Below are 16,263 nucleotides of genomic sequence, written 5' to 3'. Positions count from 1 at the left end.
CGTGAAATATGTTTTTTGTGAATAATACATGTGTTTTACAGGGGGGTGTTTTATTAAAATAGCAAAACACCCCTATCTTAAAAGCAATATATCTACCCATATCAGTATAGCTTAGTTTTAAATTTACACTTTGAGAATATGTCCTGAAAAGACCTTCTTATTTAACTAATCAATAATTTAAACTAAACTTATGAGAGGAATTAACAAAATTTTCCTGTTTTTATTAGTAGGGGCGGTTTTTGTTTCATGTACAAAGAATAGCTTTTTAGAAGAAGAGCTATCTCTGGTCACAAAAGAACAAAAATCTAAACCTGTTAATTTTAGAATTAATGGAATTTTAAATCAAAGCGAAACTACCGTAGCAACTTTTGGTGTTTATGCTTATGTTAAAGACACTTTAACAAATTCAATTTCTGCAGAAATTTCAAATGAAACTAATTGGAATATTCAACTGCCTTTAGATGAGTCTGTAAAGTTATTTGCTTTTGCTAATGTGGGTACAATTACAGAGTCAGATTCTATAACCACTGTAAAAGTAGAAATAGATGATTTTAAAACAAACGAGGTATATATGTCTTCGTTAGTGCAGTCAGTTTCAGATAATAGTGAGCCAACAGTCAATTTTGAATTAAACAGAATGGTAGGTCAAGTAGTTTTTGAACCTACTGAAGACGAAACTACTTTAAATAATATTACAGAATTTGATGCTATTGATGTGGTTTTTATCAATATCGGTAGTGGGTATTTGCCTAATGAAAACGTAAGTGTGCAAGATACCATTGCGATAAGAACTACTGCTGCTAATGGTTTTAAAGCTGCTGCTTATTCTTTTCCTACTTTTTCTGGAAATGCAGGGACTTTGGAAGTGGTGTATTATAAAGATGGACAAGAGGTTAATAAAACAAAAAGAGCATTAGATGTATCTATTTTAATAGAAGCTTCAAAAAGAAGCGTTGTGTACATGCCTTTGTTAGATGAAGATTACTTAAACACTTCATTTGATCCCTCTGCAAAATTATTACAAAAAAGAAACGGTGTAATGCTTAAAGAGTTTCAGTTCTAAATTGTATTCCATGAAAAATATAAAACATAATTATAAAATTATTATTAATAGCGTTTTGTTGTTGATATTAACAGCGTGTGCTAAAGAAGAACTTAAGTATAATACTTCCTTTGTGAGTGATTTTAGCATTCAGCTAAACGGTGAACCATGGAGTTTAAATACAGGTATTTCTACCAAGCCTATTTTTATTTATAAAGAGGACGGATCTTTTTTTGCAAATTATAGCTCTCATTACCGATTTATTCTAGAAGATGGTAAATATCATTTTTTGGCAACAGATATTCCAGAAGCCATGATTACTTCTCCTACAAATTTAAATGAATTGGTTATTCCTCAATCTATAAAAGCAGATCAAGCGGTTAATTTATCTGCAGCAGTACCATATAGTGCTCCTTTTAAAGATGCTTTAACAATGGATATAATTACTAGAACTGGAATTTTACGCTTAAATGCAACAGACACTAAAGCAGACAAAAGTTATAGTGTTATAAAAGCTTCTGTAGGAGTAAAAAGAACAGGGTATTATGCCGTTGATGAAACTTTTGAAGAAGGAGAATTAACATTAAGTCGTGCCAAAGCAACCACTTCTGGCGGAATAAACTATACTGATGATTTTTTCGTTTTTAAGACCGATACCCCTAGTAATGCTGTTACTGTTCGTTTTGATTTTATGAATCAAGATTCTGTAGTCTTAAAAACCAAAACATTAGCAGGGAATTTTAATATCTATTCAGATTCTATTACTGCTGTAGCAGTTGAATTAAACAATACAGATGAACCTATTATTCAAGATTATCAAGTAACTGTAACACCAGCAGATTGGTCAGATGAGTCTTTTAATCCACAAGCACCTATTGATATTCCTGATGGTTATAGGTATGTTGCTCCATCGGAAAACATACAAGAAGTATATAATGCTATGGTTGCCGATGCAACGGTCTCAGAAATAAAATTGTTTTTAAAAGCAAATGAAACATATCAGTTAGGAAGGATAAATATAACCAAGCCTTTAGATGTTAAAGGTCAGGTTACTGCAAATGGAAGAGCAATATTAACAATGGGACGAATTAGTAGAATTGAAGGAGATATTGACTTCATCAACTTTGAAAATTTAACTTTTGAGATTACTGATGCGTATGCTTATGATTTTGATTTATCAGTACCATTTCATGTCAATCAAATAAAATATAAAGATTGTACCATGAACAATCTTTCTCGTGCCCTATGGAGAAACGATAGGAATGAAAGTCTTCAGTTGGTTGATAATTTTAGTATAGACGATTGTGTATTTATGAATTTTGCAGATGGAGATCGTAACTACGCATTTATAAATATTGCTGATAACAATACCATTAGTAATATTTCTATAACCAACAGTACTTTTGAAATTCTAAAAACAGGTTTTCATGGGCCTATTATTGGTAGATTACAAAATCATGCAGGAGCAGATATTAGCATCAATGTACAAAACTGTACGTTTAGTTTGTTAGGTGACCCAGCTATCAATCCGTTTGATTTTAGTACTGAAAACATCAATAGTTTAAACTTAAATTTTGAAAATAATCTTTTTACTGGAGTTTCTAATAACCAAGGTGTTTGGTTAACTGTAGATGATACTACAGCAGGTACACAAACAATAACAAATAATTATAGGGCAGGAGACTTTATAATGTCCAATTGGGGAGTAGATCCTTCCCAAGAACCTATAGCTAGTAGTAACAGAGCTGATTTGTTTGAGGATGACACTACAGGAAATCTTATCATAAAAGATAAAAGCTCTGCTGTATACACCAACACAATAGGGGATCCAAGATGGATAGAATAAGGTTACAGCTTATTAAAAAACACAAAATAAATTAAGAAATATTCTAAATTATGAAGATACTAAAAGACTTTGTGGGTGTATTAATTATTATGATTTTATCAGTTAGTACATATGCACAAGAATTTGTAACTGTAACAGGAACAGTTGCAGATCAGTTAGGACCTGTTCCAGGAGCTACTGTTACTGTAGAAAATGAAGATCAAGTAACGGTTACTGATTTTAATGGAAATTTTACAGTAAAAGTAAAGAATCCGGAGACTTCTGTTTTGTTAATTACTTATGTAGGTATGGCCGATGTTAATGAACCTGTGAACGGGAGAACTTCGGGAATACAAATTACTCTAAAAGAATCTGCTAGTGAATTAAACGAAGTGGTAGTAGTGGGGTACGGTACCCAAAAAAGAGGAAATATTACGGGAGCAGTTGCAAGCATAAAAGGAACAGAATTGGCAAAAGTACCCACTACTTCTGTTGCAGAAGCTATGGTGGGTAGAATGCCTGGGGTGCAAATTACCACTGCAGATGGTTCTCCTGGTGCAGATGTTATGATTCGTGTAAGAGGTGGAGGATCTATTACAGAAGACAATTCTCCATTAATATTGGTAGATGGTTTTGAGGTAGCAAATCTTAATGATATTCCTCCTACCGATATTGAATCGGTAGAGGTGTTAAAAGATGCTGCATCTACTGCTATTTATGGAGCTAGAGGAGCAAATGGAGTTGTATTGGTTACTACTTCTAAACCTAGAGCAGGGAAAATTTCAGTAAACATAAATACATATTCTCAAATAAAAACATTGTCTAATAAATTAGAGGTAATGGATCCTTATGAATTTGTAATGATGCAGTATGAGTATGCTAGACAAAGAAGTTCTAATCCTACAGGATTTTTTAATAGATATGGAAAAGCAAATGAACTTTACATCTATCAAGGAGATGCAGGTGTAGATTGGCAAGATGAAATTTTTGGAAGCAATCCAGTAGCAAAATATACCCATGTAAATGTGAGTGGAGGTAGTCAAAAAACAAAATATAAGTTTACAGTTGTTAATCAGGATCAGCCAGGAGTTTTGTTAGGTAGTGGTTTAGAACAAACCAACTTAAACTTAACGTTAAACACTAAACTTTCTGATAAAATAACATTTGAATATAGAACTCGTTTGAGTAATAGAGTTATAAATGGGTCGGGTACAGAAGGTGTAAGTTTGTTAAATGCTTTAAGAGAAGCTCCAACAGGTGGTTTAGAAGATTATATGACAATGCCTGAGGATAATACTTTTTTTGATCCTGAAGATTATGAAGAAAGAGTTCGTTTTAATCCTAAAGAAGAAGCAGAAAAGAATTATAGAAAAAGAACAGAACGTACTTTAAATACCGTTGGTGCAATTACTTGGGATATATGGAAAGGGTTGAGCTTAAGAAGTTTGTTTGGGTTTGAATATAGGTATAGTGAAGACGGACGTTTTTGGGGAGTAGATACTGGTACTGCAAATGCAAACAACAACCAACCCGTAATTTCTTGGGGAATGGCACAAAGCCCAAGATGGCAAACAAGTAATGTTTTAAATTACAATTTTACCATAGAAGATGCTCATGAATTTCAGGTAATGATAGGTCAGGAAATGAAAGAGCAACGTAGTTTTAGTAAGTACTACAGATCTAGGTATTTTCCAGAAGATGTAACAGGTCCTAAAGCGTTAGACAATTTAGCATTAGGAACACCTTATGAAAACGGATCTTCTGCGGGTTCTCCTAATAGAATTTCTTCATTTTTTGGAAGTTTAAATTATGGATTTAATGAAAAGTATTTAGCAACTTTTACAATACGTACCGATGGTTCTACCAAGTTTGGACCTGGAAACAGATGGGGAGTATTCCCAGCAGCAGCTTTGGCTTGGAGAATTTCTAATGAAGATTTTTTAAAGGACAACAAAGCAATTTCTAATCTTAAAATGAGGTTGAGTTACGGGGTTTCAGGAAACGATAGAATTCAAGGAGATTTATATGCAAAGTATTATGGAGTGTCTCGTAACAGATCTGTTGGTTGGGGTGAAACAGATCATTATTACTATAATTTTTACAATACAGACTTTTTAAGAAATCCTAATGTTAAATGGGAAACTACCATTGCCAGAAACTTTGGAGTTGATTTTGGTTTTTTTCATGAACGAATTAGTGGAAATTTAGATCTGTACAAAAACACGGTAAAAGATTTATTGGTTCCATCTGATATTCCAGGAGTTTCAGGATATACTAAAATGATGACCAATGTAGGGCAAACAACCAATACAGGAGTAGAGTTTGCTATAAAAGCAGCGGTTGTAGAAAAAAGAGATTGGCAATTAGGAGTGTCTTTTAATCTTGGACACAATAAAAACAGAATTGACAATTTAGCAAGTGGAGAACAAGAGTGGATTTTAAGTTCTGGATGGGCAGGAACTCAGTTGTTAAATGATGACGATTATAGAGCATATGTTGGAGGAACTAAAGGGTTAATTTATGGTTTTGTAAATGATGGATTTTACACTTTAGATGATTTTGAATCTTTTGATCCACAAACAAGAAGCTGGACATTAAAAGACGGTGTTGTAAACTCGGTAAACTTATCTGGAGCACCAAGACCTGGAAATGCCAAATTTAAAAAATTAACACCTGTAGATTTAACAGATCCAAATACTTATGTAATAGGAGATAATGACAGACAAGTAATAGGAAATACCAATCCAGATTTTTCTGGTGGATTTGGATTTAATACCATGTGGAAAAATTTTGATCTATCTGCTTTTTTCAATTTCATGTATGGTTTTGATGTTTATAATGCTAATAAAATAATGATGACTTCATGGTATCAAAACTCTGAGAATAACTTAGGAATGGAAGTGTCATTAAACAATCGTTGGAGAAACTTTGATGACATGGGGAATGAAATACGTTATCAACCTGAAATTTTAGGAAAATTTAATGAAAATGCTACTATGTGGAACCCTACCTCTATAGGTCGTCCAATAGCGATGTCTTATGCTATTGAAGATGGTTCTTTTTTAAGACTTAACAATTTGTCTGTTGGATACACCATTCCTAAAAAAGTAACCCAAAAAGCAGGATTTAATAATATAAGACTGTATGTAACCGGAACCAATCTTTTTATATGGACCAATTATTCAGGTTACGATCCAGAAGTGAATTTAGAAACTGGATTGACTCCTAACATAGATTATAACGCATATCCTAGAGCTAGAAATTACACTTTCGGTTTGCAAGTATCTTTTTAATTAATCAAACTAAAAAAATAAGAACATGATAAATAAAACAATCATATTAAGTTTCTTTTTCTGCCTATCATTGGTGTTTACTTCTTGTGAAGATTATTTAGAAGTAGAGCCAGCAACAGGTTTTACTGAAAATGAAGTTTTTAAATCGACCAAAGAAATACAATCAGCTGTGGCTGGAGTCTACACGCTAATGCTTAGTGATGATGCATATACAAGTAGATTGGCGTTTGTATTTAATACAAATACAGATGTAGAAATGTCGGGAGTTTCCACAAACGCTGTAAGTGTTAATGGATCTGATATTGCCTGCTTTGAGCCTAAGCCCTATTGGACAACTTTAAATGGAACGTGGAATTCCATGTATAAAATCATCAATTTGGCAAATGACATTATAGAAGGAATCGAGGCTTCAGAAATTTATAACAATGCTAATAAAAACCAAGCATCTGATGTAACTCAGTTATATGGAGAGGTAAAAACATTAAGAGCAATGGTCTATTTAGACTTGGTTCGTGTGTGGGGTGATGTTGTGTTTCGTACAGAGTCCTCATCAGGTGAAGAAAATTTTACAATTGGTGTTACCGATAGAGATCAGATTTTAGAATTTTTAATAGATGATTTAAAATCAGTCGAACCTTTAATGCAATATGCAAATCAACTAGACTATGGAGTAGAAAGAGCCTCTAAAAGTTTTGCTCAAGGATTAATTGGGTTAATTGCTTTAACTCGTGGAGGTTGGAGTCTTAAACCAGATGTTGGTAATCCAGCAAGTATTGGTCAAATGGTAAGAGGAGATAATTACCAAATGTATTATGATATTGCTATAGAATATTTAGGAAAAGTAATTCAAGAAGGACAGCATGATTTAAATTTAAGTTTTAGAGACTTGTGGGTTAAACAAAACAATTGGGAAACACCTGTAAATGATGATATTCTTTTTTCGTTACCAATGTTAAAAAATTCCTCAGGTGAATATGGTTATTACATGGGAATTCCTATTGCAGAGGGAAATCATCCTTTTGGAGGTGCTTCAGGAAATTTAAGTTTATCGGGTACTTATTTATACTCTTTTGACAATGAGGATTTAAGAAGAGATATGACATGTGCTCCTTACGGATACGATGAAAATTTAAATCAAGAAATACGTTTAGACTTAGCAAGATTAGCAGTAGCAAAATGGTCAAAATTATACATGGAAAACCCATTAGGAAGCACTAGTGGAAAAGGTACAGGAGTTAATTTTCCTTGGATGCGTTTTTCTGATGTACTGTTGATGTATGCCGAAGCGGTGAATGAAATTCATGGCTTAAGAGATGATGCAAAAGAATGTTTAAAACGTGTAAGACGTAGAGCTTTTGACTCCTCTAATTGGTCAGATAAAGTTGAAAATTACGTAGACAATATTGCCAGTCAAGAAGACTTTTTTCAAGCTATCATGGATGAACGCAAATGGGAGTTTGGAGGAGAAAGCAAAAGAAAATTCGATTTAGCCAGATGGAATAAATACAGTGAGGTAATATACAACCAGTATTTTACATTGTTAGACTGGGGACGTGTAGCAAACGGAGCCTATGTACCAGGTATAGATGAGGTTCCAGGTAGTGTTTATTATAAAGAAATACCAGACCCTAACAATTCAGGACGAACTGTTTTAGATATCAAAGGGATTGATGAGATTTTACAAGCAAAACCATCAGGATATACAGAGCATACTTTTGCTGTTAATTGGTATTCGTTAAATAGTGAAACAGCAACTTATGAACCAAGAAACGATATCAAATGGAGTTTTAGAGGATTTATAAATTACAACAACGCTGGTACTGTGTCTCCTAATGATCCTGTACGTTATTTATGTCCTTATCCATCAAAGGTAATCACCGATCATAGAGGGCAAATTGAAAATTATTACGGGTTTAATTATTAAACTAAAAAGCATGAAAAACTTAAAAAGATTCACACATATTTTATCATTCTTTCTGGCTTTTGTGTCTTTAGGAATGTTAAATGCTTGTCAAGAAGATGAGTTCATATACAACAAAATAGATAATTTATTCCAACCCAAGTTTGTGTTAGACGAACCTTTGGTAGAAAGTAATTCTATAGCATTGGTTTGGTACAGAGTAAACGAGGCTTCATCGTATACTGTTGAATTGTTTACAGATAATTATTACAAAGATTTGTTTGAGAGTTATGAAACCACCGAAACGCAAATTTTAATGGATGACATTCCGTATAAAACACAATTTTATATTAGAATAAGGTCTAATCATAAGGAAGAGAAGAACAATTCAGAGTGGGCTTATTCTAGTGCTTTAACAGAAGAGAGACCTCCTTATGCACAAATTTTAAATCGTGTAGAAAAGGTAAATATTACTGAAACAGATGTAAAAGTTACATGGGCGGTAGATGTAAATAATCCTGTAGATAGTATTAGTGTAGCTCCTGCTATAGATAAAGAATTACCAGCTATAGGACGTTCATTAAATCAAGACGAAATAACCTTGGGTGAAGCTACCATTACTGGTTTAGAAAAAAACACGTTATATAATGTTAATGTATTTGACAATAATAAATCTCGTCGTTACGATAAACCTTATAACCAAGAAACATTCCGTTCTGCAGGACCTTCTGCAGCTACTATATTGGTAAATAGAGGAATGAATTTAGATTCGTTGTTAATGGCTAATAATTTAGATCCGGATGTGCCAGAAGGAACAGAGTATTTATTAGAGTCGGGTTCTTTGTTTAAAATAACACCTTTTTCTGTTAACAAAGGATTTAAGTTAGTGGGGAGCACTCAAGGAGAAAGACCTCAAATTGAAATGAATGGAAATTGGAACATTGCAGAAGGTTCTTACATCGCTTCTTTGGCTTTTGAAAACATTCGTTTTTATCAAACATTAGAATACGGATATTTCTTTAATAGTGGTAACTCTTGGACTTTAGAAGAGATTTCTATTTACAACTGTGTATTTAATCACTTTATGAGAGGTTTCTGGAGACATCAAGGTGGAGGAAAATACAAAGAGATAGGTTCGTTTAATATGAGCTATTCAACTTTAGATGAAGTAGGTGGTCATACTGGCCCTTATGGAACTTTTGCCATTAATTCTGGAGGAGCAGATAATATAAAAAGTGCCATTTTTTCTAACTGTACATTTATGAGAGATCATTATAAAACGGCTGATGAAACAAGAAACTTTAGAAATTTATTCGATTATGGTAGCTCAGAGTACCCAATACACTTAGAGTATCAAAATATTACCATTTACGATTATGCTTATAATCAAGGGTTGATTAATATTCCTGCAGCCGAAGGATCTACATTGATTTTTAAGAATGTACTATTGGCTTCAGCAAGTGGTAAAGTTATTAGAGGAATTGCCGCTAATACTACAACTGCTTTTGAAAATAATTATACAACTACAGATTATTTACTAGGAGCTTCAGATATAGAAGGAACAGCTTTAACTATTAGTGCTAATGAGCTCTTTACAGATCCTACAAATGGAGATTTAACAATACAAGATACCAACTCTCCGGTTGTTACCAATCAAGTAGGTGATACACGTTGGTTGCCTTAAATAAATAAAACAACTAAAAAGGAATGCTTTGTAAAAAAGCATTCCTTTTAGTTGTAATAAATAAAGATAAGCTACTGTACCCTTTTAGAAAAGTATGCTTGTTTTTAAATAAATATAAATTAAATAATAATTATACATGAAATTAAAACAATTCACCTTATCAATTGGTATGATGTTACTTACAGCAACTACCTTGTTTGCCCAAGGCTGGAATGCCGATTTAGGTAATGGAAACTACAAAAACCCCATTTTACATGTAGATTACTCAGATCCTGATGTATGTAAAGGAGAGGATGGATATTATATGACTGCTTCTAGTTTTCATACTTCACCAGGACTTCCTATTTTATTTTCTAAAGATTTAATCAATTGGAAGTTGATTGGTTATGGTTTGGAAAAACAATATCCTGTAGAACATTTTAAAACAGTACGTCATGGAGATGGAGTATGGGCTCCATCAATACGTTACCACAAAGGGGAGTATTATATTTATTGGGGTGATCCTGATTTTGGAATTTACATGGTAAAAACTAAAAATCCAGCAGGAAGATGGGAAGCCCCTGTTTTGGTAAAAGAAGCCAAAGGAATTATTGATACTTGTCCGTTTTGGGATCAAGATGGGAAAGCGTATTTGTCTTATGCTTTTGCAGGTAGTAGGGCTAGTGTAAAGACTGTTTTAATGCTATCAGAAATGTCTCCAGATGGAACTCAGTTGTTAGGAAATCCAGCCGTTGTTTTTGATGGACATGACGGACATACTACTGTTGAAGGATCAAAAATGTATTTTTTAAAAGGTTACTATTGGATCATGGCACCGGCAGGTGGAGTGAAGCCAGGTTGGCAGTTGGCTATGCGATCAAAAAATGTATGGGGTCCTTATGAATCTAAAGTGGTGTTACACCAAGGAGATAGCTCTATTAATGGACCACACCAGGGAGGATATGTAGAAACTCAAAATGGAGAGGGATGGTTTATGCATTTTCAAGATCGTTGGGCTTATGGACGAACTGTACATTTACAACCTGTCACTTGGAAAAATAATTGGCCTATTATGGGAAAAGATACCAATAATGATGGCATAGGAGAACCAGTGTCTGTTTGGAAAAAACCAACTGTAGCAGGTACACATCCAGTAACTCCATTAATTTCTTCAGATGAGTTTAATGGACACCAGTACGGATTGCAATGGCAATGGCAAGCAAATCAAAATGAAGAACAATGGGGATGGATTTCTGGAAATCTTGGATTTATGCGTTTAAATGCTCTTGCTAATGGAAAAGAGCCACAAGCAAATAAATGGATGATGCCTAATTTATTTTTGCAAAAGTTTCCTGGAGCAAATTTTACTGCTACTGCTAAATTAACTTTTTACAACAATCCAGATGCTGGTCAATGTAGTACTGGTTTGATGATTTTTGGAGAAGATTATTCATACTTGTCTATAGAACAAAGTGTTGATGGAGATTTAAAGTTAGTTCAACGATTGATGAAAAATGCTCGTACTTCTAAAAATGAAGAAGAAGAAATAGCTCATAAAGAACTAAAGAATAACACCGTTTTTTTAAGGGTTGATGTAGAAATGCTAGAAGACAAGGAACCATATGAGTCAAAAGCAACTTTTTATTACAGTACAAACGGAAAAAAATATAAGCAGTTGGGAACATCATTTCAACCAAGAGCGGGTCGTTGGGTAGGAGCAAAAATAGGATTGTTTGCTACCTCTACTCAACCTAATAAAGATAGTAGTTATACTGATATCGATTGGTTTAGAGTAAAAGAAAATAAATAAGATGAAGATAAAATATAATATAATTTGGATTTTTTTATTGATGCTTACAAATGTGTTTACTCAAGTAAATATGAGTTTAGAACCTATTGAATGGGCAAAAAAAATGGCAGATTCCGATCAGCAAAGAAATCCAAATCCTGCTTTTTTAGATCATACAAAGAATCCCAGATGGAACTATACACAGGGTTTGGTTGCATTGGCAAATCAAAAATTATATCACGAAACAAGAGAAGAGCAGTATTTAAATTATGTAATGAGTTTTGCAGATCAAATGATTGATAATGATGGAAATATTTTAGGAGGATACTCTGTTGAACGTTATAGTTTAGATTTGATAAATCCAGGTAAAATCCTTTTTGATTTATATCGTAAAACAAAAGGTCCTAAATATAAAGTAGCCATGGATACTTTGCACAAACAGTTGGAAGGACATCCTCGTAATTCCGATGGTGGTTATTGGCATAAAAGTAATTATCCTTGGCAAATGTGGTTAGATGGAGTGTATATGGCAGATCCATTTTCAGCACAATATGGAGCAACTTTTCAAACACCTACAGCAATAGAAGATGCTATTTTACAAATAGAACTGGTTCAAAAACATACATATGATGCTTCAACGGGGTTAAATTTTCATGGTTATGATGAAAAACGTCAACAGTTTTGGGCTGATAAAACAACGGGCTGTTCTTCACATGTGTGGGGGAGAGCACAAGGTTGGTATTGTATGGCTTTGGTGGATGTATTGGATTTTATACCAGAAAATCATCCAAAAAGAGAAACAATTATTCAAATTTTAAAAAAGGTATATAAAGCCGTTGCAAAAGCTCAAGACAAAAAAACAGGAGTTTGGTATCAAGTAATGGATCAGCCAAAAAGGACTGGTAATTATTTAGAATCAACATGTTCAACTATGTTTGTTTATGCTTTGGCTAAAGCATACAACAAGGGATATATAGGAAAAAAATACCTAAAAGTAGCACAAAAAGGATTTCAAGGAATTTTAAAACAGTTTATCGTTACCAATAATGATGATAGTATTTCTATTATTAAATGTTGTGCTGTTGCAGGTTTGGGAGGAAAAAATCCAACAGATAGAGATGGTTCGTTTGCTTATTATTTATCAGAACCTATAAGAAGTAACGATGCAAAAGCGGTAGGGCCATTTATTATGGCGGGAATTGCTTTGCAAAAAAGTTTAAATAAATAATTACTGAAAGTATGAATAAAATAAAAATAATAGCAGGTGTTTTTGCACTTTTTACATTGGTAAACTGTAAAAAACAAGAACATAAAAGTGCAGAGTTACATAAGACTCAAGGTATAGATTTTAAAAGTTTACCCTTTAAAATGCCTAAGGTAGAACTTCCTGTTTTTAAAAAAGACACTTTTAATATTGTAGATTTTGGAGCTCAACCCAATAGTTTTGCCTTAAGCACAAAGGCTATTAATAATGCTATAGAACATGCAGCTGCTAAAGGCGGAGGTGTTGTTGTAATACCTTCTGGAATGTGGACAACAGGGCCTATTTATTTAAAGAGTAATGTCAACTTACATACATCAAACGGAGCATTTGTTTCATTTACAAGTGATGTATCTCAATATAAATTGATAACCTCTTTTTTTGAAGGAAAAAAAGTAATGAGATGTGAATCTCCTATTATGGGTAGAGATTTAGAAAATATTGCAATTACAGGACAAGGTGTTTTTGATGGAAATGGTGGAGCGTGGAGACCTGTAAAAATTGGAAAGATGACCGATGGACAATGGAAAGATTTGGTAAATTCTGGAGGAGTCCTTTCCAAGAACGGAAAAGTTTGGTATCCGTCTCATGGAGCTTATATAGGTAATGAAGAGAAAGAAAAATTACCAACCCCTCAAACTGTTGAGAATATGGAACCTTATAAACAAGCCTTACGTCCAGTAATGGTGAGTTTGGTTCATTGTAAAAAGTTATTATTAGATGGAGTTACTTTTCAAAACTCACCTGCTTGGAATGTAAACCCTTTAATGTGTGAGCACGTAACCTTAAGTAATTTAACCATTAGAAACCCTTGGTATTCACAAAATGGAGATGGATTAGATTTAGAATCTTGTAGTATTGGAACTGTTACAAATTGTAGGTTTGATGTAGGAGATGATGCTATATGTATAAAATCAGGTAAAGATAAAGAAGGAAGAGAAAGAGGAAAACCTACGGAATTTTTTGTGATACAAGATTGTGTAGTATATCATGCACATGGAGGTTTTGTTGTAGGAAGTGAAATGTCTGGAGGTGTTCGTAATTTGTTTGTAAAGAACCTAATTTTTAATGGAACTGATTGTGGTTTACGATTTAAATCAACTCGTGGTCGCGGAGGAGTGGTAGAGAATATTTGGATGGAAGATATATATATGAATCATATTCCAACTGAAGCCATTCGTTTTAATTTATTCTATTTTGGAAAGTCAACCATTGAAGATCCGTTAACAGGTCAAATGATTGTGAACAAGGAGCCTGTTACAGAAGAAACACCAGCTTTTAGAAATTTGCATTTCAAAAATATTTTTGTAGATGGGGCTCAGCAAGCCATTAAAATTATGGGGATTCCAGAAATGCCTGTAGACAATATACAGTTTCACAATTTAAAAATAAAAGCAGAAAAAGGGATACAGGTTAATTATGCATCAAATCTTCACTTTAATCAAGTGGATTTACATCTAGAAAGTTCAGATGTTTCAATGAGTTTGTCTAATACACAACAAATAAACGTTGAAAATTTTACAAGTTTTGGTCATGAACAAATGTATTTAATAGGAGGAAGTACTACTAAAAATATTGTTTTAAACACACATGGTAAAAAATTAAATAAAAAAGAGCTTCAGGTAGAAGCAACGTTGCTAAAAGAGGTTAAGGTTATGGAATAAACAACAATAATTAATACTAATCACTAAACTAAATTAAAATGAAAAAAAAACTATCTATTTATGTAGTGCTTATGCTATTTACAGTAGTAGCATATTCACAAACTTCAGAAAGATTTGAAGCTGAAAACTTTGATGAAGCTTCGGGAGCTAAAGCAGAGTCTAACGGAAGTCTTTCAGGTGGAGGAAATGTTGGATACATCCAAAACAATACATGGATTAAATTCAGCAATTTTGAATTTGGTCAATACGATGAACGTATTGATATCATCGCTTCATCCGATACCAATGGTGGAAATGTTGAATTGAGGTTAGATGCTACCGATGGTACACTCATAGGAACAGCTACGGTTGTTGGTACTGGCGATTGGAGTAACTACCAAAGTGTTTCTGCTACAATTACTCAAACTACAGGTACACACGATCTTTATTTGGTGTTTACCGGAGGTGGAGGATATTTGTTTAATGTAGATTATTTTGAGAAAATAACCAACAATCCTAATGCAACAACTTATAGTTTAACAACAGGAGTAAATGATGAACAATATGGAACAGTTTCGTCAAATGTTTCTGGAACTGAGTTTGCAGAGAATACAAGTATTACTCTTACGGCTAATGATAATTTTGGATATGATTTTGTGCAATGGGTAAACGGTAGTGGAACACCTTTAACTACAGACAATCCTGTTACTTTTAGTATTAGCTCAGACACTACGTTTGTGGCACAATTTCAACAAGTAAATACGTATGAATTAACAGTTAATACTAGTGGAGCTTCTGGTTTTGGAGACTATGAAATTTCTCCAGCAGGTAAAGATGGAGCATATTCTTTTTACGAAGCAGGAACTGAAGTGACAATTACGGCAATTGAAAATGATATCATTCAGTTTGATAATTGGTCAACTGGAGAAACTTCGCTGGCAACAACTGTTACAATGAACCAGAATTCAACAATTACAGGAACATATTCACACGATTCTTTTATTGCAGGTTGGACTTTTAAAGAGGATAAATATGCACACCCTAGAATTGCAGAGTTGTTTTCTGATGTGAGTAATAAACCAGAATTGTATGCATATAATATTGCTGACGATGAAATAACAGCAAATGTTAGAACCAATGAAAGAGCAGGAAAAACAGGTTTTAGTGTATGGAATACCAATAGAGGAGATTTCTTTTATTTTATGACTAGTTTTTCAACAGTGGGTTACGAAAACATTGTAATTACATCAGAGTTATTAGCCTACTACTACGGTTGTGATGAATGGACGTTTCAGTACTCTTTAGATGGAACTAATTTTACAGATTTATCTAGTGTTACTACTATTAATGGTAGCAGTTATACCAGTATTGGAGGAACGCTACCTGCTCAAGCAGAAGGACAAAGTACTGTTTATATTAGATGGTATCCAAACACCAGTGGACCAAAACATGGAGATGTTGCAGATGTTACAGCAACAATGTTGGCAAATATTTCTGTAAAAGCAGATGAAGTATCATTAAATACCAAAGCTTTTGAATTGTCTGCTAATATTACGGCTTTTCCTAATCCAACAAACGATTTACTTTATTTGTCGCTACCTAATACCTCAGGTAAATTAAGTTATCAAGTATTTAATGTTGTAGGTAATAAGGTATTGTCCGGAAGTTTAAGTATTAAAAATAAACAAGCCGTTTTAAGTTTAAGATCTCTAGTCACAGGAATATATATAGTTACTGCAAAAGATGCATCTGAAAATTTTTACAGCTTTAAAGTGATTAAAAAATAGTCACCAATACAAATGAATTTATAAGCCTCTTATTTCATATAAATAGAGGCTTTTAAATTC

Annotated in this window: 9 protein-coding genes; all 9 read left to right on the top strand. The window is 33.4% G+C overall.

The features are described from left to right. Window positions 1–190 precede the first annotated feature (190 nt). The 9 genes from ACXGQT_RS06780 (at window position 191) to ACXGQT_RS06740 (ending at window position 16,203) form a co-directional block, all read left to right on the top strand. The gene (locus ACXGQT_RS06780) at window positions 191–1,063 is read left to right on the top strand and encodes a hypothetical protein (protein ID WP_457830647.1); all 873 of its coding nucleotides are present in this window, start codon (window positions 191–193) and stop codon (window positions 1,061–1,063) included. Window positions 1,064–1,073: 10 nt separating this feature from the next. Then, the gene (locus ACXGQT_RS06775) at window positions 1,074–2,888 is read left to right on the top strand and encodes a DUF5123 domain-containing protein (RefSeq protein WP_457830646.1); all 1,815 of its coding nucleotides are present in this window, start codon (window positions 1,074–1,076) and stop codon (window positions 2,886–2,888) included. 50 nt (window positions 2,889–2,938) lie between these two features. Then, complete coding sequence (locus tag ACXGQT_RS06770) at window positions 2,939–6,160, top strand: SusC/RagA family TonB-linked outer membrane protein (protein WP_457830645.1); 3,222 nt, start codon at window positions 2,939–2,941, stop codon at window positions 6,158–6,160. 25 nt (window positions 6,161–6,185) lie between these two features. After that, window positions 6,186–8,084 carry a RagB/SusD family nutrient uptake outer membrane protein gene (locus ACXGQT_RS06765; protein WP_457830644.1) on the top strand — a complete coding sequence of 633 codons (1,899 nt, stop codon included), beginning with the start codon at window positions 6,186–6,188 and terminating at the stop codon, window positions 8,082–8,084. 10 nt (window positions 8,085–8,094) lie between these two features. Further along, window positions 8,095–9,744 carry a DUF5123 domain-containing protein gene (locus ACXGQT_RS06760; protein WP_457830643.1) on the top strand — a complete coding sequence of 550 codons (1,650 nt, stop codon included), beginning with the start codon at window positions 8,095–8,097 and terminating at the stop codon, window positions 9,742–9,744. Between the two features lie 136 nt (window positions 9,745–9,880). Continuing rightward, complete coding sequence (locus ACXGQT_RS06755; protein ID WP_457830642.1) at window positions 9,881–11,533, top strand: glycoside hydrolase family 43 protein; 1,653 nt, start codon at window positions 9,881–9,883, stop codon at window positions 11,531–11,533. Window position 11,534: 1 nt separating this feature from the next. Further along, on the top strand, window positions 11,535–12,740 hold the full coding sequence (locus ACXGQT_RS06750; RefSeq protein ID WP_457830641.1) for a glycoside hydrolase family 88/105 protein: 1,206 nt from the start codon (window positions 11,535–11,537) through the stop codon (window positions 12,738–12,740). Between the two features lie 11 nt (window positions 12,741–12,751). Then, on the top strand, window positions 12,752–14,437 hold the full coding sequence (locus ACXGQT_RS06745; RefSeq protein ID WP_457830640.1) for a glycoside hydrolase family 28 protein: 1,686 nt from the start codon (window positions 12,752–12,754) through the stop codon (window positions 14,435–14,437). Window positions 14,438–14,475: 38 nt separating this feature from the next. After that, window positions 14,476–16,203 (top strand): carbohydrate-binding protein, encoded by a 1,728-nt coding sequence (locus ACXGQT_RS06740; RefSeq protein ID WP_457830639.1) that lies wholly within the window; start codon window positions 14,476–14,478, stop codon window positions 16,201–16,203. The last annotated feature ends 60 nt before the right edge of the window (window positions 16,204–16,263 follow it).

Source organism: Wenyingzhuangia sp. IMCC45467, assembly GCF_054111205.1.
Note: the sequence above shows the minus strand (reverse complement) of the source record. Positions and strands in the feature narration are given on the sequence as shown.

What these genes read in the sequence shown, in the direction of transcription:
- ACXGQT_RS06780 (WP_457830647.1), top strand. Translation starts at nt 191, where the DNA reads ATGAGAGGAATTAACAAAATTTTCCTGTTTTTATTAGTAGGGGCGGTT.
- ACXGQT_RS06775 (WP_457830646.1), top strand. Translation starts at nt 1,074, where the DNA reads ATGAAAAATATAAAACATAATTATAAAATTATTATTAATAGCGTTTTG.
- ACXGQT_RS06770 (WP_457830645.1), top strand. Translation starts at nt 2,939, where the DNA reads ATGAAGATACTAAAAGACTTTGTGGGTGTATTAATTATTATGATTTTA.
- ACXGQT_RS06765 (WP_457830644.1), top strand. Translation starts at nt 6,186, where the DNA reads ATGATAAATAAAACAATCATATTAAGTTTCTTTTTCTGCCTATCATTG.
- ACXGQT_RS06760 (WP_457830643.1), top strand. Translation starts at nt 8,095, where the DNA reads ATGAAAAACTTAAAAAGATTCACACATATTTTATCATTCTTTCTGGCT.
- ACXGQT_RS06755 (WP_457830642.1), top strand. Translation starts at nt 9,881, where the DNA reads ATGAAATTAAAACAATTCACCTTATCAATTGGTATGATGTTACTTACA.
- ACXGQT_RS06750 (WP_457830641.1), top strand. Translation starts at nt 11,535, where the DNA reads ATGAAGATAAAATATAATATAATTTGGATTTTTTTATTGATGCTTACA.
- ACXGQT_RS06745 (WP_457830640.1), top strand. Translation starts at nt 12,752, where the DNA reads ATGAATAAAATAAAAATAATAGCAGGTGTTTTTGCACTTTTTACATTG.
- ACXGQT_RS06740 (WP_457830639.1), top strand. Translation starts at nt 14,476, where the DNA reads ATGAAAAAAAAACTATCTATTTATGTAGTGCTTATGCTATTTACAGTA.